14 protein-coding genes and 1 pseudogene are annotated in these 22,304 nt (G+C 72.2%); 12 read left to right on the top strand and 3 right to left on the bottom strand.

Annotated elements, in window-relative coordinates:
- Positions 1-88: 88 nt before the first annotated feature.
- From ACIRFL_RS13805 to ACIRFL_RS13815, 3 genes are all read left to right on the top strand, one after another.
- Positions 89-2,257, top strand: coding sequence for an ATP-binding protein (locus tag ACIRFL_RS13805; protein WP_404027606.1), 2,169 nt, complete (start codon positions 89-91; stop codon positions 2,255-2,257).
- 168 nt (positions 2,258-2,425) lie between these two features.
- On the top strand, positions 2,426-4,087 hold the full coding sequence (locus ACIRFL_RS13810; protein WP_404027608.1) for a PucR family transcriptional regulator: 1,662 nt from the start codon (positions 2,426-2,428) through the stop codon (positions 4,085-4,087).
- Positions 4,088-4,259: 172 nt separating this feature from the next.
- Positions 4,260-5,705: an aldehyde dehydrogenase family protein gene (locus ACIRFL_RS13815; RefSeq protein ID WP_404027611.1), complete on the top strand. Its 1,446-nt coding sequence runs from the start codon at positions 4,260-4,262 to the stop codon at positions 5,703-5,705.
- A 133-nt stretch (positions 5,706-5,838) separates the two neighbouring features.
- Here the strand turns inward: ACIRFL_RS13815 and ACIRFL_RS13820 are convergent, their stop codons facing one another.
- Positions 5,839-8,223 carry a glycoside hydrolase family 3 C-terminal domain-containing protein gene (locus ACIRFL_RS13820; RefSeq protein WP_404027614.1) on the bottom strand — a complete coding sequence of 795 codons (2,385 nt, stop codon included), beginning with the start codon at positions 8,221-8,223 and terminating at the stop codon, positions 5,839-5,841.
- Positions 8,224-8,226: 3 nt separating this feature from the next.
- Here ACIRFL_RS13820 and ACIRFL_RS13825 point away from each other — a divergent pair, with 3 nt between their 5' ends.
- From ACIRFL_RS13825 to ACIRFL_RS13845, 5 genes are all read left to right on the top strand, one after another.
- Positions 8,227-9,912, top strand: coding sequence for a Tat pathway signal sequence domain protein (locus tag ACIRFL_RS13825; RefSeq protein ID WP_404027617.1), 1,686 nt, complete (start codon positions 8,227-8,229; stop codon positions 9,910-9,912).
- Positions 9,913-9,948: 36 nt separating this feature from the next.
- A complete protein-coding gene (locus ACIRFL_RS13830) occupies positions 9,949-10,980 on the top strand; it encodes an ABC transporter permease (RefSeq protein ID WP_404027619.1) in 1,032 nt (343 codons plus the stop codon).
- A complete protein-coding gene (locus tag ACIRFL_RS13835; RefSeq protein ID WP_404027622.1) occupies positions 10,977-11,933 on the top strand; it encodes a carbohydrate ABC transporter permease in 957 nt (318 codons plus the stop codon). Before ACIRFL_RS13830 ends, ACIRFL_RS13835 begins: the two co-directional genes overlap by 4 nt.
- A gap of 120 nt (positions 11,934-12,053) precedes the next feature.
- Positions 12,054-14,039, top strand: coding sequence for a beta-galactosidase (locus ACIRFL_RS13840; RefSeq protein WP_404027625.1), 1,986 nt, complete (start codon positions 12,054-12,056; stop codon positions 14,037-14,039).
- A 332-nt stretch (positions 14,040-14,371) separates the two neighbouring features.
- Positions 14,372-15,085, top strand: coding sequence for a hypothetical protein (locus ACIRFL_RS13845; RefSeq protein WP_404027627.1), 714 nt, complete (start codon positions 14,372-14,374; stop codon positions 15,083-15,085).
- A gap of 140 nt (positions 15,086-15,225) precedes the next feature.
- On the opposite strand, the gene ACIRFL_RS13850 is transcribed toward ACIRFL_RS13845, so the two are convergent.
- Complete coding sequence (locus ACIRFL_RS13850; protein WP_404027651.1) at positions 15,226-16,239, bottom strand: LacI family DNA-binding transcriptional regulator; 1,014 nt, start codon at positions 16,237-16,239, stop codon at positions 15,226-15,228.
- Between the two features lie 383 nt (positions 16,240-16,622).
- Between ACIRFL_RS13850 and ACIRFL_RS13855 the strand changes: the two genes are divergently transcribed.
- Positions 16,623-18,554 carry an acyl-CoA dehydrogenase family protein gene (locus tag ACIRFL_RS13855; protein WP_404027629.1) on the top strand — a complete coding sequence of 644 codons (1,932 nt, stop codon included), beginning with the start codon at positions 16,623-16,625 and terminating at the stop codon, positions 18,552-18,554.
- A 94-nt stretch (positions 18,555-18,648) separates the two neighbouring features.
- On the opposite strand, the gene ACIRFL_RS13860 is transcribed toward ACIRFL_RS13855, so the two are convergent.
- Positions 18,649-19,101: a lamin tail domain-containing protein gene (locus ACIRFL_RS13860; RefSeq protein WP_404027632.1), complete on the bottom strand. Its 453-nt coding sequence runs from the start codon at positions 19,099-19,101 to the stop codon at positions 18,649-18,651.
- A 166-nt stretch (positions 19,102-19,267) separates the two neighbouring features.
- Between ACIRFL_RS13860 and dxr the strand changes: the two genes are divergently transcribed.
- The 3 genes and pseudogenes from dxr to ACIRFL_RS13875 all read left to right on the top strand — a co-directional run.
- Complete coding sequence (gene dxr / locus ACIRFL_RS13865) at positions 19,268-20,539, top strand: 1-deoxy-D-xylulose-5-phosphate reductoisomerase (RefSeq protein ID WP_404027635.1); 1,272 nt, start codon at positions 19,268-19,270, stop codon at positions 20,537-20,539.
- An 8-nt stretch (positions 20,540-20,547) separates the two neighbouring features.
- Positions 20,548-21,840, top strand: a complete 1,293-nt coding sequence (locus ACIRFL_RS13870) for a M50 family metallopeptidase (protein WP_404027653.1) — start codon at positions 20,548-20,550, stop codon at positions 21,838-21,840.
- Between the two features lie 326 nt (positions 21,841-22,166).
- Positions 22,167-22,304: pseudogene (locus ACIRFL_RS13875) on the top strand (4-hydroxy-3-methylbut-2-en-1-yl diphosphate synthase); the annotation flags it as partial.

Raw genomic sequence — 22,304 nt, forward strand, 5'->3', positions numbered from 1 at the left:
CGGCCGCGTAAGCGGTGAACTCCCCTTGCGGGAGCGTTAGATTGACTCGCTGATGGTGATCGGAACGGCTGGTCAGGGGGCAAGGGCGATGGACAGCGACGGGACGCAGGACGCGCGGGGCACACACGCGAACCCCGTGCCGCGTCCGGCGGTGCCACAGGACGGCTCCCCGGCGCCGCAGGCCGGCTCCCCGGTGCCGCGGGAGGGCCCCGCGCTGCCCCCGCGCCCCGCCCTGCCGCCGGGGGTGCCGCCGCTGCCGGACGGCTCGGCTTTCCTGTCCTGGCTGCGCGCGCCACGCCCCGACGCGGCACCCGGCGTCTGGCGCTTCGGGCACCGGCCGCGCCCCGCCCAGGAGCCCGAGCAGACCCCGGCACGCCAGCTGCTGAGCGGGGCGCTGATCGCGTTCCTGGTGGGCTGGCTCGTCTGGTCGCTGCTGTGGAACGGCTACCTCGGCGGCTGGTGGGTGCTGCCGCTCGAACTGTTCACGCCGGGCTCCTGGCGGCACAGCGACAACCGCGTCGGGAACGCGATTCTCTGGTACGGCTACTACACCCTGATCGCCGTCGCCATCATGCTCGTCGTGGGCAGGCTCGGCCGCTGGGGCGAGGTCTGGCGCCGCTTCGGCCCGCCCGCCTGGAGCAGGGCCGTCCCGGTCGCCGAGCGCCCGCCCGCGCCCGAGGAGGACCCCGCGCAGTGGCCCCAGCTGCGGGCCGCAGGAGCGGTGGACGCCGCCGAGCGGCTGGGCGCGGAGGCCAGGGCCGGGCTGATGCGGGACGTCGACCTGGCCCGGATCGCCCGCGCCTGGCAGGGCGTGCACAGCGGCCGGCACAGCCTGGCCGCCTTCTCGGCCGCCGTGGTCAAGCACGGCGCCGCCGCCTGCCCGCACCCGTCCGGCGCGCGCGACCTGCCGGGGCGGCAGGCGCGGCACGACCTGGTCACCGGGCAGGTGCGGCTCGGTACGACCGCCGACGATCCGCGCAACCCTTACCAGTACCGCGGCAGCGGCCTCGCCCTCGGCCCCGAACTGCTGGGCACCTCGCTGCTGGCCGTGGGCCCGGCCGGTGCCGGCAAGACCGGCGGCATCGTGCGTCCGCTCGCCGAGTCGCTGTGCCTGCACGCGCTCGCCGGCCGCGCCTGCGTCGTGGTGGTGGGTGCGGCGGGCGCCGGACTCGGCCCCGCCGACGCCTACGACGTCGTCGTACGGATCGCCCACCCCGACTCGGTCTACGACCTGGACCTGTACGGCGGCACCACCGACCCGGACGAGGCCGCGGCCATCCTCGCCGAGGCCCTGGTCGGCGACCTCGCCGACCCGCACCCCGGGAGCGACAGCCGCCGCTCCACCACCGTCCTCGCCCAGCTGCTCGGCCCGTTCCGGGCGGTCCACGGCCGCTTCCCCTCCGTACCGGAGCTGCGCCGGCTGCTCGACGGCACCCCGGGGCCGCTGGCCGCGCTGCGCAAGGCGGTGCAGGAGACCGGGCAGGAGTCGCTGCTGCGCGAACTCGACGCACGGGAGCGGCAGCTGGGACACCCCGGTGACGTGGGCGCGGTGCTCGCCGACCGGATCGCGCTGCTCGACCGGCCCGCCTTCGCCGGGTTCTTCGACACCTCGGGCCGTTCCCGGCCTTTCTCGCTCAAGGCCCTCGACCATCCCGTACGGGTCCGCATCGACCTGCCCGAGCGCGGGCACGCGGACGCCTCGCGGATCCTGGCCCGGCTGGTGCTCGCCCAGTTCACGGCGAGCGTCGCGGTACGGGAGGACCGGTCGCTGTTCGCCTGCCTGGTCCTGGACGACGCCACCGGCGTGGTGACCCCCGAGGCGGTGCGCGGCATCCAGCGGCTGCGGTCGGGCAACGCCGGGGCCGTGCTCACCCTGCGCACCCTGGACGACGTGCCCAGGCCGCTGCGCGGTCCGCTGCTCGGGTCGGTGGGCTGCCGGATGGCGCTGTCCGGGCTGACGCCGTGGGACGGGCAGGGCTTCGCCGAGGTGTGGGGCAAGGAGTGGACCGAGGCACGGGACGTGACCGACCGGCAGATCATCGCCGAGACCCCGGCGGGCAAGGCCCTGCACATGGTGCGCCGGGTGATCACCGGCAAGGCGCCGACCGCGCGGGCCGTCACCGTCCGGCAGGTCGAGCGGGAGCGCTGGTCCGCCTCGGAGCTGGCGCACGCGCTGCCGCCGGGGCACGCGGTGCTGTCCCTGACGACGGTCCGGGGCGAGCACGCCCCGCCGCTGCTGGTCGACCTCCGCGGCTGAGAAGCGACGGGGACGATCGGCCGATTCGTCCATCGGATCAAGGCCGACCGTACGGTCAGTCAGAATCGGCATAGGCTGTTCATACGCGGCGGCCAAAAGGTCAAAATGATCACCCGATCTCCGCATGATCGCCGATGCCACCCGACTGCCACTCGACCTGAAGGTCCCATGCCCCCGACGCTCGCCTCGCTCGTCCACCACTCCGCGCTCAAACTCACCGTGCGCGCGGGCGAGGACCGCCTCGACGTGCCCGTCCGCTGGGCGCACGTGAGCGAGCTGGCGGACCCCGTTCCGTACATGGAGGGCGGGGAACTGCTGCTGATCACCGCGCTGAAGCTGGACGCGGAGGATCCCGAGGCGATGCGCCGGTATGTGCGGCGGCTGGCGGGCGCCGGGGTCGTCGGGCTCGGCTTCGCCGTCGGCGTCAACTACGAGGAGATCCCCACGGCCCTCGTCGACGCTGCCGCACAGGAGGGGCTGCCGCTGCTCGAGGTGCCGCGCCGCACCCCGTTCCTCGCGATCAGCAAGGCGGTGTCCGCCGCGATCGCCGCCGACCAGTACCGGTCGGTGACCGCCGGCTTCGCCGCCCAGCGGGAACTGACCCGGCAGGCCCTGAACGCCGGCCCCGAGGGGCTGCTCACCGCGCTCGCCGCACAGGTCGACGGCTGGGCCGCGCTGTACGACGCCTCGGGCGCGGTGGTCGCCACCGCCCCGGAGTGGGCGGGGCGGCGGGCCGCCCGGCTCACCGCGGACGTGGAGCGGCTGCGGGACCGGCCCGCGCCCGCCTCGTCGGTGGCCGGCGGCCCGGACAACGAGGACCGGGTCGAACTGCACACGCTCGGCACCGGACGGCGCCCGCGGGGTGCCCTCGCCGTGGGCACCGCCGCTCCCCTCGGCACCGCCGAACGGTACGCGGTGCACTCCGCCATCGCCCTGCTCACCCTCACCACGGAGCGCTCCCGCTCGCTGCACGCGGCGGAAGAGCGGATCGGCGCGGCCGTGCTGCGCATGCTGCTCGCCGGGCAGCCGGACCACGCCCGGGCCGTCGCCGGCGACCTGTACGGCGGGCTCCTCGACGCGCCGTTCCGGCTGATCGTCGCCGAGTCGGCCTCCGGCACGGCCGCGCGGGCGCACGCCGACGGGCACGCGCGGGTGCCCCTGACCAAGCCGGACTCGGTCGCCGCGCTCGCCGCCCTGGACGCGGGCGGCGACCGGCTGGCCGGGCTCGTGGAGTCCGTGGAGTCCGCAGCGGCGCGCTCCGGTGAGGCCGTGCTGGTGGTGCCCGAGGGGGAGCGCCTTGTGGTGCTCGCCGCCGACGGGGGCGCCGCCGCGGCGGCCGGCATGCGGTACGCGATGGCACTGGAGGCGGCCCGTGCCGCGCCCGAGCCGACGGCCGCGGAGGAGGACGAACTGGTCGTGGGCCTGTCGGCGCCTGCCGGGCCGATCGCGGCCGCGGCCGCCTACAAGCAGGCCGAGCAGGCGCTGTCGGTGGCGCGGCGGCGCGGCCGGGTGCTGGTGGAGCACGACCAGATGGCCTCGGGGTCCGTGCTGCCGCTGCTCGCGGACGATGCGGTGCGGGCGTTCGCGGACGGGCTGCTGCGACCGCTGTACGAGCACGACGCGACCGGCCGCGGCGATCTGGTGGCCTCGCTGCGGGCGTGGCTGTCGCGGCACGGGCAGTGGGACGCGGCGGCGGCCGACCTGGGCGTGCACCGGCACACGCTGCGCTACCGGATGCGGCGGGTCGAGGAGATCCTGGGCCGCTCCCTGGACGACCCGGACACCCGAATGGACCTGTGGCTCTCCCTGAAGACAACGTCCCAGGAGTGACGTCGGCCCCCGGCGGCTCGGGTGACCCGGTTTCAGGGGACGTTACGACAAAGCGTAGAAACCCGTGTCCGTACTGCTACGGGTCGGACAAGCGACCGTGGAGCGGCCTCGGCCTACGGTGGAGCACGAAAGCAAGGAACACCCCCAACGCGGAAGGGCCGGGACTCTCACGATGACTTCCACCCACGCCTTCTGGCTCGCCGGCCGCCAGGTCACCGGCGAGGACACCTTCGACGTCACCTCCCCGTGGGACGGCCGGCTCGTCGGCAGGGTCGGCCTGCCGACGGACGCCCAGGTCGAGGAGGCCGTGGCCGCCGCGTACGCCGTGCGGGACGAGTTCGCCGCCACCCCGGCCCACGTCCGGGCCGCCGCCCTCGACCACGTCAGCAGGCGCCTGGTGGAGCGGACCGAGGAGATAGCGCGGCTGATCTCCGCCGAGAACGGCAAGCCGCTCAAGTGGGCGCGCGGCGAGGTCGGCCGGGCCGTCTCCGTGTTCCGGTTCGCCGCCGAGGAGGCGCGCCGGTTCAACGGCGGCGAGGCCCAGCGGCTCGACACCGACGCCGGCGGCCAGGGCCGGCTGGCGCTCACCCGGCGCTTCCCGAAGGGCGTCGTGCTCGGTATCGCGCCGTTCAACTTCCCGCTGAACCTGTGCGCCCACAAGATCGCCCCGGCGATCGCCGCCGGCGTCCCGATCATCCTCAAGCCCGCCCCGGCGACCCCGCTGTCCGGCCTGGTCATCGGCGAGCTGCTGGCCGAGACCGAGCTGCCCGCGGGTGCCTGGAGCATCCTCCCGGTCCCCAACGACCGGATGCCCGCCCTGGTCCAGGACGAGCGGCTGCCGGTCATCTCCTTCACCGGTTCCGAGAAGGTCGGCTACGCGATCATGGACTCGGTGCCGCGCAAGCACTGCACGCTGGAGCTGGGCGGCAACGGCGCGGCGGTGGTCCTCGCCGACTACGCGAGCGACGCCGACCTCGACTGGGCCGCGCAGCGCATCGCGACCTTCTCCAACTACCAGGGCGGCCAGTCCTGCATCTCCGTGCAGCGGGTGATCGCGGACGCCGCGGTGTACGACCGGCTGCTGCCGCGCATCGTCGCCGCCGTCGAGGCCCAGGTCACCGGCGACCCGTCGGACGAGAAGACCGACGTCGGCCCACTGGTCAGCGAGGACGCGGCCCGGCGCGTGGAGGCGTGGGTCGACGAGGCGGTCACGGCGGGCGCGCGGCTGCTGACCGGCGGCAAGCGGGACGGCGCATCGTACGCGCCGACCGTCCTGACCGAGGTGCCGGCCGATGTGACGATCGCCTGCGAGGAGGTCTTCGGCCCGGTCCTCACCGTGCAGAAGGCGGACGGGGAGGCCGCGGCCTTCGCGGCGGCCAACGACTCCAAGTACGGCCTCCAGGCGGGTGTGTTCACCCATGACGTGCAGGCCGCCTTCCGGGCCCACCGCGCGCTGGAGGTCGGCGGCGTAGTGATCGGTGACGTCCCCTCCTACCGTGCCGACCAGATGCCCTACGGCGGCGCCAAGCAGTCGGGCGTCGGCCGCGAGGGCGTGAAGTTCGCGATGGACGACTACACCTACGAGCGGGTTCTGGTCCTCACCGGCCTCGCGCTCTGACTCTCGGTCACTGGCTAATGAGAACCGTTTCCATGTACAGTCGTGCGTGACGCGCGCTCGTCATCCCCGAAGGGGCCCGGCACCGATGCCTTCCGGTGCCGGGCCCCTTCTCCGTGCCGGTCGCTTTTGACCCTCAGCCGGAGAAGCCGACGTGCGCGAGCCGCAACGGGCCGCGCAGCCTGAGCCGGACGTCGCGCACGCCCGCGACGGCGATCCGCGCGCGCAGCGACGTGTAGGCGTACGGGCCGGTGCCGGGCGCGCCGAGGGTCAGCGTGACCGGCGCCGAGTCCCCGCCGGCGAGCAGTTCGACCTCGCCCCGTCCGGACACCTGCACGGTCACCTCCCGGGCACCCGCGCCGAAGTCGCAGTCGCGGTAGAGGAGTTCGGCGCTCCCGCCGTCGACCGGGGTCACCGCGTCGCCGGACTCCTTGGTGCGGTCCACCAGCGCGGCACCGGACTGCTCGTCGAATCCCGCCGCGTCCAGGCCCCGGTCGAGCACCGCGCGGGGCCGGGCGGGCTCGCCGTCGAGGGCGAGGGTGCGGCGCAGCCGGATGTCCTCGCTGGAGGCGCCGGCCAGCAGCTCGTAGGGGCCCGGCTCGCGGCGCCAGCCGTCCCGCGCCACGTCCCAGAACGCGAAGGCGGACAGCGGGACGTCGAAGGCCAGCTCCGCCCGCTGTCCGGGGGCGAGCGTCACCCGGCGGTGCGCCAGCAGTTCGCGGCGCGGGCGGACGGCCGACGGGTCAAGGGCGCGCGTGTACAGCTGGGCGACCTCGTCCGCGGTGATGTCACCGGTGTTGGTGACCGTGAAGGAGACCCGCACCGAGTCGTCCGCCGCGCCCGCCGACAGGCCGGCGTAGGAGAAGGACGCGTACGACAGGCCGTGGCCGAACGGGAAGAGCGGGGTGCCCTCGAAGTAGAGGTAGGTCTGGCGGGCGCCGATCACGTCGTAGTCGAGCAGATCGGGCAGGTCGGCGTCGGACGCGTACCAGGTCTGCGGCAGGCGGCCCGCGGGGGAGACGTCACCGGCCAGCACCCGGGCCAGCGCGGTGCCCGCGGCCTGCCCGCCGTGCGCGGTCCACAGCGCGGCGGGCAGCCCGGCGACGGGCACGGCGTACGGGTAGGCGGAGACCAGGACCAGCACCGTGTTCGGGTTGGCCGCGCGGGCGGCGCGCAGCAGCCGCTCCTGCTGGGCGGGCAGGGCCAGCGTCGTACGGTCCTCGGTCTCCCGGCCGCCGATGTGCGGGTCGTTGCCCGCGACCACCAGGACCACGTCGGCCGCGTCGGCCACCCGGGCGACGGCGTCCTCGCCGCGCTCGTCGGTGATCAGCTCGAAGACCTCGGGAGCCGCCGTTTCGCCGGCGGGGGCAACCTTCACCCCGTCGGCGGCGACCCGGACATGACGACCGGTTCCGATGTGCCGCAGGAGGTGACCGCCGGCGTGGGGTTCAAGACGGAACGTCTCCTGGACGACCCAGCCGCCCGGCTGGTCCGCCGAGGCCCGCACGAAGCCGTCGTCGGCGACCGAGAGGTAGCGGCCGTCCGGGGCGCGCAGCGTCAGCACGCCCCCGCCCCAGTCGATCAGCGCGAGTTCGGTGCCGGTGGCACCGGTGGTGAGCGGGGGCAGGTCGGTGCGGCCGGCGAGCAGCGCCGGGTCGAGCGCGCCCTCGGCGCCGCGTACCTCGTCGGGCGCGTCGGCGGCGGGCGGCACCCGCAGGAAGGTCCCGGCGCGGGTGCGCAGCCGCACCCGGTCCACGCCCTCCGTGAACTCCACCCGCTCGGCGCCGAACCGCTCGTACAGGCCCTCCAGCGGTGTGGACCGGTGCAGGAGGGTGCCGCTGTACCAGTCGAGCTTGCACTCGTCGGCGAGCAGGCCGACCACCGCGATCCGGGTGTCGTGGGCGAGCGGCAGCACACCGTCGTTCTTCAGCAGCACCACCGCCTGCTCGGCCGCCTCCCGCGCGAGCGAGCGGTGCTCCGGGGTGTCGAAGGCGCCGGTGTCCGCGTGCGGGTCGTCGGCCGGGTCGAACTCGCCGAGCCCAAAGCGCACCGAGAGCTGGCGGCGCACGGCCGTGTCGATGTCCGACTCGGTCAACAGGCCCTGCGCCAGGGCCTTGTGGAGCCGGGCGGTGATCTGCGAGCCGTCGGTGCCGTGGTCGGTGAAGCTGTCGACGCCGGCCCGCAGGGCGGCGGCGGTGGCCTCCTCGTGAGTGTCGAAGTAGTGCCCGGAGTCGACCAGGTTGGAGGGTGCGCCGGCGTCCGAGCAGACCAGCAGGTCCTGTCCGGTCCAGGTGCGCAGATGCTCGCGCAGATACGGGGAGACGTGGTTGGGGCGGCCGTTGACCAGGTTGTAGGCGGGCATCACGCCGGCCACCGCACCGGCCCGCACGGCGTCCTCGAAGGCGCGCAGGTCGTACTCGCGCAGCACGCGCGGGCGGACCGACGAGGAGGTGACGTCCCGGCTGGTCTCGTTGTTGTGCGCGAGCCAGTGCTTGAGCACCGGGGCGGTGCGCCAGTACACCGGGTGGTCGCCGCGCAGGCCCCCGCCTCCGCGCCCAGCCGGAGAACCTTCCTCGCCTCCACGGCGGTCGTCGCCACCGCGGTGGCGGGCGGCACGCCGCTGCTCACCGCATGCGGCGGCGGCCAGGAGGGCCGCAAGGAGGGCACCACCTCCGGGAAGGCGGCGCAGAAGCTGCTGCCGGCGTATGTGGCGTCGAGCGTCGTGGCCCCGGATATCCCGGCGAAGAACGGTTCGGCGGCCGGCTTCACCAAGGCCATCGCGATGGACGAGTTGAAGACATCGGTGCCGAAGAAGCTCGGCAGCGGCGGCCGGCTGACGGTCATGGCCCCGCTGTGGGGCACCCCGCCGTCCGGGGACAACCCCTACTACCGGGCCATGAACGACGCCATCGGCGTGCAGGTCGGCTGGCAGAACCAGGACGGCAACACCTACGACGAGAAGCTGGGCGCCGTGCTCGCCTCCAGCGACATCCCGGACGTGGTGGTCGTCCCCGGCTGGAACCTGAACGGCCGGATACCGAGCGCCGTCAACGCCAAGTTCGCCGACCTCGGCCCCCATCTGTCCGGCGACAAGGTCAAGGACTACCCCAATCTCGCCGCGGTGCCGACCGACGCCTGGCAGCGCGCCATCTTCGGCGGCCAGTTGCGCGCCATCCCGATGCCCGCCTCCTACGTCACCAACATCGCGCCCTTCTACCGCAAGGACATCTTCGACCAGAAGGGCTACCAACTCCCGAAGAGCACCGACGAGTTCCTGGCCTGGGCGAAGGAGGCCACCGACGCCAAGGGCGGCGTGTGGGCCTGCGACGACATGAAGTGGACCGCGTTCAACGCCTTCGGTGTCCTCAACGGCAGCGACAAGGCGCTGTGGTGGAACCTGCGGGGCGGCAAGCTGGTCAACCGGGTGGAGACCGAGGAGTACCTGGAGGCCGTCGAGTGGGCGCGCAAGCTGTTCGCGGCGGGCGTGGTCCACCCCGACGCCCGGGCCGGCAAGACCGCCTCCGACGCCGGTTCCCGGTTCACCGCGGGCAAGGTCCTCGTCTACAACCAGGACCTGTCCGACTGGTTCGGCAAGACCTCCGAACAGCGCGCCCAGAACCCGGACTTCGAGACCGCCGCGATGGACATCTTCACCCACGACGGCGGCGACCCGCTGCTGTGGGCCGTACAGCCCGCGAACATCTTCACCTTCGTCAGCAAGAAGGCGTCCAAGCGGCAGATCGAGGACCTGCTGGCGATCGCGAACTTCTGCGCCGCGCCGTACGGCACCAAGGAGTGGCTGCTCACCAACTACGGCCTGCAGAGCACCGACTTCACCCTGAAGGACGGCGTACCCACCAAGACCACCAAGGGCGTCAACGAGGTGCTGGGCGCCTTCGACTACACCGGCGACCCGGCGCCCTTCGTCGCGCACCCCGACTTCCCCGAGGTCACCAAGGGGATGGTCGAGTGGCAGCAGCGCATGGGCGCGTTCACCAAGAAGTCGTCCTTCTACGGCCTGACCATCACCGAGCCCACCCGCTGGTCCAACCTCGCCGACGATTTCGAACAGCTGGAGGACGACGTGGTGCGCGGCCGCAAGAAGATCGGCGACGTGCAGCAGGCGGTGTCCGACTGGAAGAAGCGGGGCGGCGACGACCTGCGCGACTGGTACCGCAAGCTGCTCGACGACGCCGGCTCGGCGCGGTGACCCGGGGCATACAGGGCTGAGGCAGGGAGAACGGCCGTGTCGCACAGCACGGTGCCTCGCAGCAGGGCCGAGGCCAAGACGACGGGGAAGACACCGCAGGCGCCAGGCGGCGCCGGACGCGAGCCGCGCCGGCGCGGCGGGAAGCTGGGCCTCGGGATCAGGTTCCGGCGGGACCGGACGCTGATCCTGATGACGTTGCCCGCCCTCCTGCTGCTCCTCGTCTTCAACTACGTACCGATCCTCGGCAACGTGGTCGCCTTCCAGGACTACGACCCGTATCTGAGCGACAACGGTTTCGTCGCCGTCTTCCAGAGCCCCTGGATCGGCTTCGAACAGTTCCAGCGGGTCTTCGAGGACTCCGCGTTCTGGCACGCCGTGCAGAACACGTTCGTCCTGTTCTTCCTCCAGCTGGTGCTGTTCTTCCCGGTCCCGATCCTGCTGGCGCTGCTCATCAACAGCGTGGTCAGGCCCCGGGTCAGGGCCGTCGCCCAGGCGATCATGTACCTGCCGCACTTCTTCTCGTGGGTGCTCGTCGTCACCGTCTTCCAGCAGGTCTTCGGCGGCGCCGGCATCATCGCGCAGACCCTGCGCGAACACGGGCACACCGGCTTCGACATCATGACCGACCCCGGGATCTTCAAGTACCTGGTGACGGCCCAGATGGTCTGGAAGGACGCCGGCTGGGGCATCATCGTCTTCCTCGCCGCGCTCGCCTCCGTCTCCCCCGACCTGTACGAGGCCGCCGCCATGGACGGGGCCGGCCGCTGGCGCCGCATGTGGCACATCACCCTGCCCGCGCTGCGCCCGGTGATCGCCCTGCTCCTGGTGCTGCGGGTGGGCGACGCCCTCACCGTCGGCTTCGAGCAGCTTCTGCTCCAGCGGCAGGCGGTGGGACCCGACGCCGCCGAGGTGCTGGACACCTACGTGTGGTGGAACGGCATCCGCAACCAGGACTTCAGCTATGCCGCCGCGGCGGGCCTGATCAAGGGCGTCGTCGGACTGACCCTCGTCCTCGTGGCGAACAAGGTCGCCCACCTCATGGGCGAGCAGGGGGTGTACCGGAAATGACCGCAGTAGCCGACCGCCCCGTGGCGGCGGGGGAGCGCCAGCCGCGCAGGCCGAGCCGCTGGTCCGCGCCGCCCCGGCCCGTCTGGGAGGAGACGCCGCGCAGGGCCGGCCTGGCCGGCAAGGGCCTGGTGCTCGGCCTCGCCTGCTTCGCGATCCTCTTCCCGCTGTGGATCGTCGTGGTGACCAGCCTGTCCCCGAAGAAGACCATCGACGCCACGGGCGGCCTGGTGGTGATCCCCAAGGGCCTCACCCTCGTCGCCTACCGGGAACTGCTCAGCGGCGGCCAGGTGCAGCGGGCCGCGCTGGTCAGCATCGGGGTCACCGTCGTCGGCACCCTGTTCAGCATGGCCGTGTCGGTGCTGTGCGCCTACGGCCTGTCCCGCCGCGGCTCGCTGGGCCACCGCTGGATCCTGCTGACGCTGCTCGCCACGATGTTCTTCGGCGCGGGCCTGATCCCCACCTATCTGCTGGTGCAGGCACTCGGCCTGACCGACACCTATCTGGCGCTGATCCTGCCCAGCGCCGTCAGCGTCTTCAACATCCTCGTGCTGCGCGGCTTCTTCATGGGCATCTCGCCCGAACTCATCGACAGCGCCCGCATCGACGGCGCGGGCGACTGGCGCATCCTGTGGCGGATCGTGCTGCCGCTGTCCCGCGCGGTGCTCGCCGTGATCACCCTGTTCTACGCGGTCGGTTACTGGAGCGCCTGGTTCAACGCGTCGATCTACCTGACCGACCAGGACATGATGCCGCTGCAGAACGTCATGATCCAGCTGGTGCAGAAACAGCAGCGCCCGGTGGGGCTGTCCGCGCAGATCAACACGGGGCAGCTGTCGCCGCTCGCCATCCAGATGGCCGTCATGGTCATGGCCCTGCTGCCGGTGGCCGTCCTGTCGCCCTTCGTCCAGAGGCACTTCAAGAAGGGCATGCTCACCGGCGCCGTGAAGGGATGAAGGTGTGCCGACCCCGCGGGCAGCCCGCCGCCCCCGTCCACAGAGCGAGGTTTGTGTCATGAGCGCGTCCCATTCGAGCCGGCGTGGCGGACGCCGCCGTGACCCGCACGGGGAACCGGCGTGACGGCGGGACGCACACCACCCGTGCTCGCCGACGCCACCCGCGGCCGGATCCTCTACGGCGGCGACTACAACCCCGAGCAGTGGCCCGAGGAGACCTGGCACGAGGACGTGCGGCTGATGCGGGACGCCGGCGTCACCACCGTGACCCTCGGCGTCTTCTCCTGGTCCGCACTCGAACCCCGTCCCGGCGCCCGGGAGTTCGGCTGGCTCGACCGGGTCATGGACCTGCTGCACCGGTCCGGCATCGACGTCGTCCTGGCCACGCCCACCGCCGCGCCGCCGCCCTGGATGGGCCGTCTGCACCCCGACACCCTGCCCCGGGACGCCGACGGCCGCACCGAATGGTGGGGCGGCCGTCAGCACTTCTCCCACTCCAGCGCCACCTACCGGCGCTACGCCGCCGCGATCACCGAGGACCTGGCCGCCCGCTACGCCGAGCACCCCGCCCTGACCATGTGGCACATCAACAACGAGTACTGCACCTTCGACCACGGCGACGAGGCAGCCGCCGCCTTCCGCCGCTGGCTGCGCGCCCGGTACGGCACCCTCGACGCGCTCAACACCGCCTGGGGCACGGCCTTCTGGAGCCAGCGCTACGACAGCTGGGACGGCATCCTGCCACCCCGCCACGTCCACTACCTGAAGAACCCCACCCAGGTGCTGGACTTCCGCCGCTTCACCTCCGACATGCTCCTGGAGTGCTACACCGCCGAACGCGACATCGTCGCCCGGCACACCCCGCACATCCCGGTCACCACCAACTTCATGCCGCTGTGGATCGGCCAGGACGGCTGGCGCTGGGCCGGGGAGGAGGACGTCGTCTCCGTCGACCTCTATCCCGACCCGCAGGACCCGCTCGGCGCCCAGCACGCCGCCCTCGTCCAGGACCTGACCCGCTCCCAGGCCCGCGGGCCCTGGATGCTGATGGAACAGGCGGCAGGACCGGTCAACTGGCGCGGCGTCAACCACCCGAAGCCGCCCGGACTCAACCGGCTCTGGTCCCTGCAGGCCGTGGCCCGCGGCGCCGACGCCGTCTGCTACTTCCAGTGGCGCCAGTCCCGGCAGGGCGCGGAGAAGTTCCACTCCGCGATGGTCCCCCACGCGGGCCCGCAGAGCCGCACCCACCAGGAGGTCAAACGGCTCGGCGCCGACCTCGCCCGGATCGGCGGCGCGGTGGCCGGCACCCGCATCGCCGCCGACATCGCGATCCTGCACGACTGGCACGCCTGGTGGGCGAGCGCCCAGGAGGCCCGGCCCTCCACCGAGGTCGACCACGCCGCCGTTCTGCACGCCTGGCACCGCGCCCTGTGGGAGTCCCACCTCACCACCGACTTCGCCCACCCCGAGCACGACCTGTCCGGCTACCGGCTCGTCGTCGTACCCCAGCTCTACCTCCTCACCGACACGGCCGTCGAGAACCTCCTCCGGTACGTCCGCGGCGGCGGCCCCCTGGTGTGCGGCTTCCTCACCGGGATCGCCGACGAGGACGACCGGGTGCGGCCCGGCGGCATGGACGCCCGGCTGCGCGAGCTGTTCGGCATCCGCACCCTGCACGAGTGGTGGCCGCTGGAGCCCGGCAGGACCGTCGCCTGCGAGGGCTTTCGCGGCACGCTCTGGTCCGAGGAGATCGAGGCCGGCGACGGCGCCGAGGAGACCGTGCCGTACCGGGGCGGCGAACTCGACGGGCTGCCCGCCGTGCTGCGCAGGGGGCGCGCCTGGTACGTCTCCACGCTGCCCGAACCCGAGGCGCTGCGCGCTCTGCTCGCCCGCGTGGCCGCCGAGGCGGGGGCGCGTCCCGTACTGGACGGGCTGCCCGCACGGGTTGAGGCGGTCCGCCGCGGCGACCTGCTGTTCCTGCTCAACCACGGCCGCGAACCGGTCACCGTGCGCCTGCCCGGCACCCACCGCGACCTGCTCACCGGAGAGAGAGTCGACGGCGCCCTCGCCCTGTCCCGGCACGGCACGGCGGTGCTGGCGCCATGACGCGCGCCACCGGCCCCGAACCGACCCGCACCACCACGACGCCCACGCGCACGGCCCCCGCCCGAGGCCGGGTCATCCTCGCCCCCCACACCCCGGTCCGCCCGAACGACGGCGAGCACACCCGGCCGTCCCGCCCGGCACCCGCCCCGGTTCGGGGCCACCGTCGACCTCGGCCGGCATCCGCCCCGGGCCGCGACCCAGCCCACCGTACGCATCGATCCGCGGACTTCCTCCGGCGCGCGGCCGTGCGGCGTCGGCGCCGGAGAGGATCGCGTCCTCACCCCGGGGGCGCGGTGACCGCTGCAATTCCCCCCACCCATGGAAGGGACACCATGGCAACACGCACCCTCGGCAGGGTCGCCAAGGCCCTGCTCGCCCCCGCCCTGGCGCTCGGCGCCACCGTCGGCCTCGCCTCGGCCCCCGCCTCCGCCGCGGTCTGGAACTCCTGCGACCAGTGGGGCAACACCACGCTGAACGGCTACACCCTCTACAACAACATCTGGGGCTCCGGCGCCGGCAGCCAGTGCGTCTGGGCCAACTCCGGCACCAACTGGGGCGTCTGGGCCGACCACCCCAACACCGGCGGCATCAAGTCCTACCCCAACGCCAAGAAGGTCATCAACAAGCCGATCACCTCGCTGACCTCCCTCACCAGCAGCTACAACGTGACCGTCCCGTCCTTTGGCGCGTACAACACGTCGTACGACATCTGGGACACCGGCTACAGGTACGAGGTCATGCTCTGGGTGAACAAGACCGGCGCCGTCGGCCCGCTCGGCACCTCGCAGGGCAGCCTCACCCTCGGCGGCTCCACCTGGTCCGTCTACAAGGGCAACAACGGCTCGAACGACGTCTTCTCGTTCGTGCGCGGCTCCAACTCCAGCTCCGGCACCGTCGACATCCTGCCGATCCTCAAATGGATCAAGGACACCAAGGGCTGGTTCGGCAATGTCACCATCGGTGACGTGCAGTTCGGCTACGAGATCACCAGTTCCTCCGGCGGTCTGGACTTCACGACCAACAGCCTGACGGTCAGCGGCGGCTGACCGGGCACCGCCCGCCACGACGGGCCGGCCCCCCGCACCGGGGGCCGGCCCGTCCGCCGTCCCGTGCTCACTCGGAGATCGGCAGCCACGCCGGTCCACGCGTCGGTCCACCGGCCGCCCGCAAGCGGATACGCGGTGGGTCAGGGCGCGGCGGGCGCCGGGCCCGTGCTCGCCCGCACCGTCAGCTCCGGCGCGATCAGCACGACGTCGTCGCTCCCGCGGCCGTCCAGCTTGGCGACCAGGTGTTCCACCGCGTACCGGCCCATGTCCTGCGCGGGGATGGCGACCGACGTCAGCCGCACCGAGGCCTGGACGGCTACCTGGTCCGGGCAGATGGCGACGACCGACACGTCCTCGGGTACGGCCCGGCCCTGCTGCCGCAGCAGGGCGAGCAGCGGCTCGACGGCCGCCTCGTTCTGCACGACGAACCCGGTGGTGCCCGGGCGTTCGTCGAAGATCCGGGCGAGGGTGAGGGCCATCGCGTCGTATCCGCCCTCGCACGGTCGGTGCAGCACCCGCAGTCCCAGCTCCCGGGCGCGGGAGCGCAGCCCGTCGAGGGTGCGCTCGGCGAAGCCGGTGTGCCGCTCGTAGACGGCGGGCGCCTCGCCGATGACAGCGATGTCACGGTGTCCGAGCCGCGCCAGGTGCTCGACGCACAGCGCGCCCGTCGCCCCGAAGTCGAGGTCGACACAGGTCAGACCGCCGGTGTCGGCGGGCAGCCCGATCAGCACCGACGGCTGGTCCGTGCCGCGCAGCAGCGGCAGCCGCTCGTCCTCCAGCTCCACGTCCATCAGGATCATCGCGTCGGCGAGCCCGCTGCCGGTGACCCGGCGCACCGCGTCCGGGCCCTCCTCGCCGGTGAGCAGCAGGACGTCGTACCCGTGGGTGCGGGCCGTGGTGGCCACCGCGATGGCGATCTCCATCATCACCGGTACGTACATGTCGGTGCGCAGCGGAACCATCAGCGCGATGATGTTGGACCGGCTGCTGGCCAGGGCACGGGCGCCCGCGTTCGGGTGGTAGCCGAGTTCCCTGATGCTCTCCTCGACCCGCTGCCGGGTGGTGGCGGAGATGGACCGCTTGCCGCTGAGGACATAGCTCACCGTGCTCGCCGAGACTCCGGCGTGCTGGGCGACCTCGGCGAGGGTGACCATCCGGCTCTCCAACGTGTGAAGCGCTTCGACAATGCGCATGTCCGACAGTGGGTGAGTGAGGGTGTGTCGACCTTAGCCCCAGCAAGTGCGGGGTGTCCATATGCCGCGCTGCCGTCGAAGCGCTTCGACGCCTTTTCCCTGGAGATTGAGAGCGGGCCGGTGCCGGCCGCCGTCCCCCGGACGGCGTAACGATGCACCACCGGGAAACCGGGCCCGCGCCCCGGGGCCGGGCCCCGAGCCTCCCGCCCCGCCGGGCGCCCGAGGACCGCACGAAGACTGCGTGAGGACTGGTGGACGCGGCCCGTTTCGGGTACCAACGATCCAGTAGCACTGGTCGGTAACGAACGGTCCTCAACATCCCTATTCGCGGCGAGGTGAGCCTCATGTCCGCAACCACCAGCAAACCCACGGTCACCGAGCGCGAGGCCCGGCAGGTCGCGGAGGCCGCCCGGGAACAGGACTGGCGCAAGCCCAGCTTCGCCAAGGAACTGTTCCTCGGCCGCTTCCGCCTCGACCTGGTCCACCCCCACCCCCACCCGGCCGACGACGACGCACAGCGCGGCGAGGAATTCCTCGCCAAGCTCCGCGACTTCTGCGAGACGAAGATCGACCCGGCCCGTGTCGAGCGCGAGGCGCAGATACCCGACGAGGTCGTCGACGGCCTCAAGGAACTCGGCGCCCTCGGCATGAAGATCGACACCAAGTACGGCGGCCTCGGCCTCACCCAGGTCTACTACAACAAGGCCCTCGCCCTGGTCGGCTCGGCCAGTCCGGCGATCGGCGCCCTGCTCTCCGCCCACCAGTCCATCGGCGTACCGCAGCCGCTGAAGCTCTTCGGCACCCAGGAGCAGAAGGACACCTTCCTGCCGCGCTGCGCCCGCACCGACATCTCGGCGTTCCTGCTGACCGAGCCGGACGTCGGCTCCGACCCCGCGCGCCTTGCCACCTCCGCCGTGCCGGACGGGGAGGACTACATCCTGGACGGGGTGAAGCTGTGGACCACCAACGGTGTGGTCGCCGACCTCCTCGTCGTCATGGCCCGGGTGCCGAAGTCCGAGGGCCACAAGGGCGGCATCACGGCCTTCGTGGTCGAGGCGTCCTCCGAGGGCATCACCGTCGAGAACCGCAACGCCTTCATGGGCCTGCGCGGCATCGAGAACGGCGTCACCCGCTTCCACCGGGTGCGGGTACCGGCCGCCAACCGGATCGGCCCGGAGGGCGCCGGCCTGAAGATCGCGCTGACCACCCTGAACACCGGCCGGCTGTCGCTGCCCGCGATGTGCGTCGGCGCCGGCAAGTGGTGCCTGAAGATCGCCCGCGAGTGGTCCGCGGCCCGGGAGCAGTGGGGCAAGCCGGTCGCGCTGCACGAGGCGGTCGGCTCGAAGATCAGCTTCATCGCCGCCACGACGTTCGCCCTGGAGGCCGTCGTCGACCTGTCCTCGCAGATGGCCGACGAGAGCCGCAACGACATCCGCATCGAGGCCGCCCTCGCCAAGCTGTACGGCTCCGAGATGGCCTGGCGGATGGCCGATGAACTGGTCCAGATCCGCGGCGGCCGCGGCTTCGAGACCGCCGCCTCGCTGAAGGCCCGCGGCGAACGGGCGGTCCCCGCCGAACAACTGCTGCGCGACCTGCGCATCAACCGGATCTTCGAGGGCTCCACCGAGATCATGCACCTGCTGATCGCGCGCGAGGCCGTCGACGCCCACCTCGCGGTCGCCGGTGACCTCATCGACCCCGACAAGACCCTGTCGGACAAGGCGAGGGCGGGCGCGAACGCCGGCGCCTTCTACGCCAGGTGGCTGCCCCGGCTGGTCGCCGGACCCGGGCAACTGCCCTCCTCGTACGGTGAGTTCAAACGCGAGGTGGACCTCTCCGGGCATCTGCGCTACGTCGAGCGGCACGCCCGCAAGCTGGCCCGCTCCACCTTCTACGCCATGTCCCGCTGGCAGGGCCGGATGGAGACCAAGCAGGGTTTCCTCGGCCGGGTCGTGGACATCGGCGCGGAGCTGTTCGCGATGAGCGCGGCCTGCGTCCGGGCCGAACTGCTGCGCAGCCAGGGCGACCACGGACGCGAGGCCTACCAGCTCGCCGACGCCTTCTGCCGGCAGGCCCGCATCCGGGTCGACGAGCTGTTCGGCCGGCTGTGGTCCAACACCGACGGCCTCGACCGCAAGGTCGTCAAGGGCGTACTCGGCGGCGTCTACGCGTGGCTGGAGCAGGGGGTCGTCGACCCGTCGGGCGACGGCCCCTGGATCGCGGACGCGACCCCCGGCCCGAGCCGTCGGCAGAACATGCACCGGCCCATCAGGTGACGGCCGGGCGGCCGACCGGCCGGGTGACGGTCCGACCGGCCGGGTGACGGCCCGGCCGGTCAGGTGACGGCCGGCGTCCCGCGGCGGGTGCCGGTCAGCACCACTTGTCGCTCGGGTCCCGCCTCGTCCAGGAGCAGGAGTCGACCTTCGCGCCGCTCGCCTTGGTGAGGGTGGCGGTGTCGCTGGTGTTGTTCCACACGTACCAGCGGCGGTTCTGGTACTTGTGCGAGGCGGTGTCCGTGCCCTTGCCGGTGTGCACCTTCAGGGTCTTGCCCGCGCCGATCCGGACGTTCGGGAAGACGTACTTGTGGTTGGCGGCGTCCTTCAGGATCCAGCCCTTCAGGGACACCGCCGAACGGCTGGTGTTCTTCAGCTGCACCCACTCGCCGTTCAGGCTCGTGTTGGACCCGTTGTCCGAGCCCGGGCTGTCGAACCAGACATGGCGGATCGACACACCCCCGGCCGCCTCGGCCGGGGTGCTGAGCAGGGTGCCGGTGAGCAGCGCGGCGCCCGCGAGGGCCGCGGGCAGGGTGGCGCGAAAACGCATGGGAAATCCCCCCGGGGAAGTCGTTGAGAACAGCAGTGTTATCACATGATCTTCACGGCTGTTTCACAAAGGAGGATTTCCGTCCCTTCACCACCAAGCCCAGACATGGCACCCGCCCGAGGGACGCGCTGTCCTTCCGGGCGCCGCTTGCGGCAACAATGGGGGGATGACCGACAGCCCCGCCAGTCCGGCGCCCCTCGCCGACCCGCACCTCGTCCACGACCCCCTCGCGGGAGACGGGCCGAAGGACGTGGTGATCCTCGGCTCCACCGGGTCCATCGGCACCCAGGCCATCGACCTCGTCCTGCGCAACCCCGACCGCTTCCGGGTCACCGCCCTGTCCGCCAACGGCGGCCGGGTGTCCCTCCTGGCCGAGCAGGCCCGCCGGCTCCGGGTGAAGACCGTCGCGGTGGCCCGCGAGGAGGCCGTACCGGCGCTGCGCGAGGCCCTTGCCGCGCAGTACGGCGCGGGCGAGCCGGTCCCCGAGGTCCTTGCCGGACCCGACGCGGCCACCCAGGTCGCCGCCTCCGACTGCCACACCGTCCTCAACGGCATCACCGGCTCCATCGGCCTCGCGCCGACCCTCGCCGCCCTGGAGGCGGGTCGCACCCTCGCGCTCGCCAACAAGGAATCGCTCATCGTCGGCGGCCCCCTGGTCAAGGCGCTCGCCAAGCCGGGGCAGATCATCCCCGTCGACTCCGAGCACGCGGCGCTCTTCCAGGCGCTCGCCGCCGGCACCCGCGCCGACGTGCGCAGACTCGTCGTCACGGCGTCCGGCGGCCCGTTCCGCGGCCGCAGCAGGGCCGAACTCGCCGACGTCACCGTCGACGACGCCCTCGCCCACCCCACCTGGGCCATGGGCCCGGTGATCACGATCAACTCCGCGACCCTGGTCAACAAGGGCCTGGAGGTCATCGAGGCGCACCTGCTGTACGACATCCCCTTCGAGCGCATCGAGGTCGTCGTGCACCCGCAGTCCTACGTCCACTCGATGGTCGAGTTCACCGACGGCTCCACGCTCGCCCAGGCGACGCCCCCCGACATGCGCGGACCCATCGCCATCGGTCTCGGCTGGCCCGAACGCGTCCCGGACGCCGCCCCCGCCTTCGACTGGAGCACCGCCTCGACCTGGGAGTTCTTCCCGCTCGACAACGAGGCGTTCCCGTCGGTGAACCTCGCCCGGCACGTGGGGCGGCTCGCGGGCACCGCCCCGGCGGTGTTCAATGCGGCCAACGAGGAGTGCGTCGAGGCGTTCCGTGGCGGCGCGCTGCCCTTCAACGGGATCATGGAGACCGTCACCCGGGTGGTCGAGGAGCACGGCACCCCCCGCACGGGAACCTCGCTCACGGTGTCGGACGTCCTCGAAGCGGAGACCTGGGCCCGGGCCCGGGCCCGCGAACTGACCGCACAGAAGGCGACCGCGGAGGCGCGTGCATGACAGCCTTGATGATGATCCTCGGCATAGTCGTCTTCGTGGTCGGCCTGCTGTTCTCGATCGCCTGGCACGAGCTGGGGCACCTGTCCACCGCCAAGATGTTCGGCATCCGCGTCCCGCAGTACATGGTCGGCTTCGGTCCGACCCTCTGGTCCCGGCACAAGGGCGAGACCGAGTACGGGATCAAGGCCGTCCCGTTCGGCGGCTACATCCGCATGATCGGCATGTTCCCGCCCGGCGAGGACGGCCGGATCAGCGCGCGCTCCACCTCACCGTGGCGCGGCATGATCGAGGACGCCCGCTCGGCCGCCTTCGAGGAACTCAAACCGGGTGACGAGACCCGTCTCTTCTACACGCGCAAGCCGTGGAAGCGGGTCATCGTGATGTTCGCGGGCCCCTTCATGAACCTCGTCCTGGCGGTCGTGCTGTTCCTCACCGTCCTGATGGGCTTCGGCATCTCGCAGCAGACGACGTCCGTCAGCTCGGTCTCGCAGTGCGTCATCGCGCAGAGCGAGAACCGGGACACCTGTGCGTCGGGCGACGCCGCCTCCCCGGCCGCCGCGGCGGGCCTGAAGGCGGGCGACAAGATCGTCTCCTTCGGCGGGGTCAGGACCGAGAGCTGGAACCAGCTCTCCGACCTCATCCGCGCCGCCCCCGGCAAGAAGGTCCCGATCGTCGTCGACCGCAAGGGCGAGCGACTGACCCTGCACGCGACGATCGCCACCAACCAGGTCGCCAAGAAGGACTCCAGCGGCCAGATCGTCCAGGGCCAGTACGTCACCGCCGGCTTCCTCGGCTTCAGCGCCGCCACCGGCATCGTCCGGCAGGACTTCGGCGACTCCGTGACCTGGATGGGCGACCGCATCGGCGAGGCCGCCCACTCCATCGCGAGTCTGCCCGGCAAGATCCCGGCCCTGTGGAACGCGGCCTTCGACGGCGCACCACGCCAGCCCGACTCGCCCATGGGCGTGGTCGGGGCGGCCCGCGTCGGCGGTGAGATCTTCACCCTGGACATCCCGCCCACCCAGCAGCTCGCGATGGCCCTGATGCTGGTCGCGGGCTTCAACCTCTCCCTGTTCCTGTTCAACATGCTCCCGCTGCTTCCGCTCGACGGCGGACATATCGCGGGCGCCCTGTGGGAAGCCCTGCGCCGCAACCTCGCCAAGGTCCTGCGCCGCCCGGACCCGGGCCCGTTCGACGTGGCGAAACTGATGCCGGTGGCCTACGTGGTGGCCGGAGTGTTCATCTGCTTCACCCTCCTGGTCCTCGTCGCCGACGTCGTCAACCCGGTCAAGATCAGCTGACAGACGGACAGCTTCCGCCACGAGGCCGGGGCCGCGCTCTTCACTCGGGAAACTCACCGAGTGAAGAGCGCGGCCTTCTGGCGTACCGGGCTCGACACCGAAGCGCTCCCGAGGGTCCGAGCGGGGCCGGACGCCGTTAACCCGGTCAGAACCTCCTGGTCATGCCTTGTTGGCGGCGGCCCGGGACCTCGGGTTCCGGGCGGTGCTCCATCGGGCGGGTTTCCCGGAGGGATGTGCTGGCGTCGGGGGCCGTGGCGTAATCTCGGACCCTGGAGCCCGCCGTTCCGGGACCGGATCCTGATCCACGACTTGGGGTTGCACAGCAGATGACTGCGATTTCTCTCGGCATGCCGTCCGTTCCGACCAAGCTCGCCGAGCGTCGGCGCAGCCGGCAGATCCAGGTCGGTTCGGTGGCGGTGGGTGGGGACGCGCCGGTGTCGGTGCAGTCGATGACGACGACGCGT

The organism is Streptomyces sp. NPDC102462, from assembly GCF_044765425.1.
Lineage (GTDB): Bacteria > Actinomycetota > Actinomycetes > Streptomycetales > Streptomycetaceae > Streptomyces.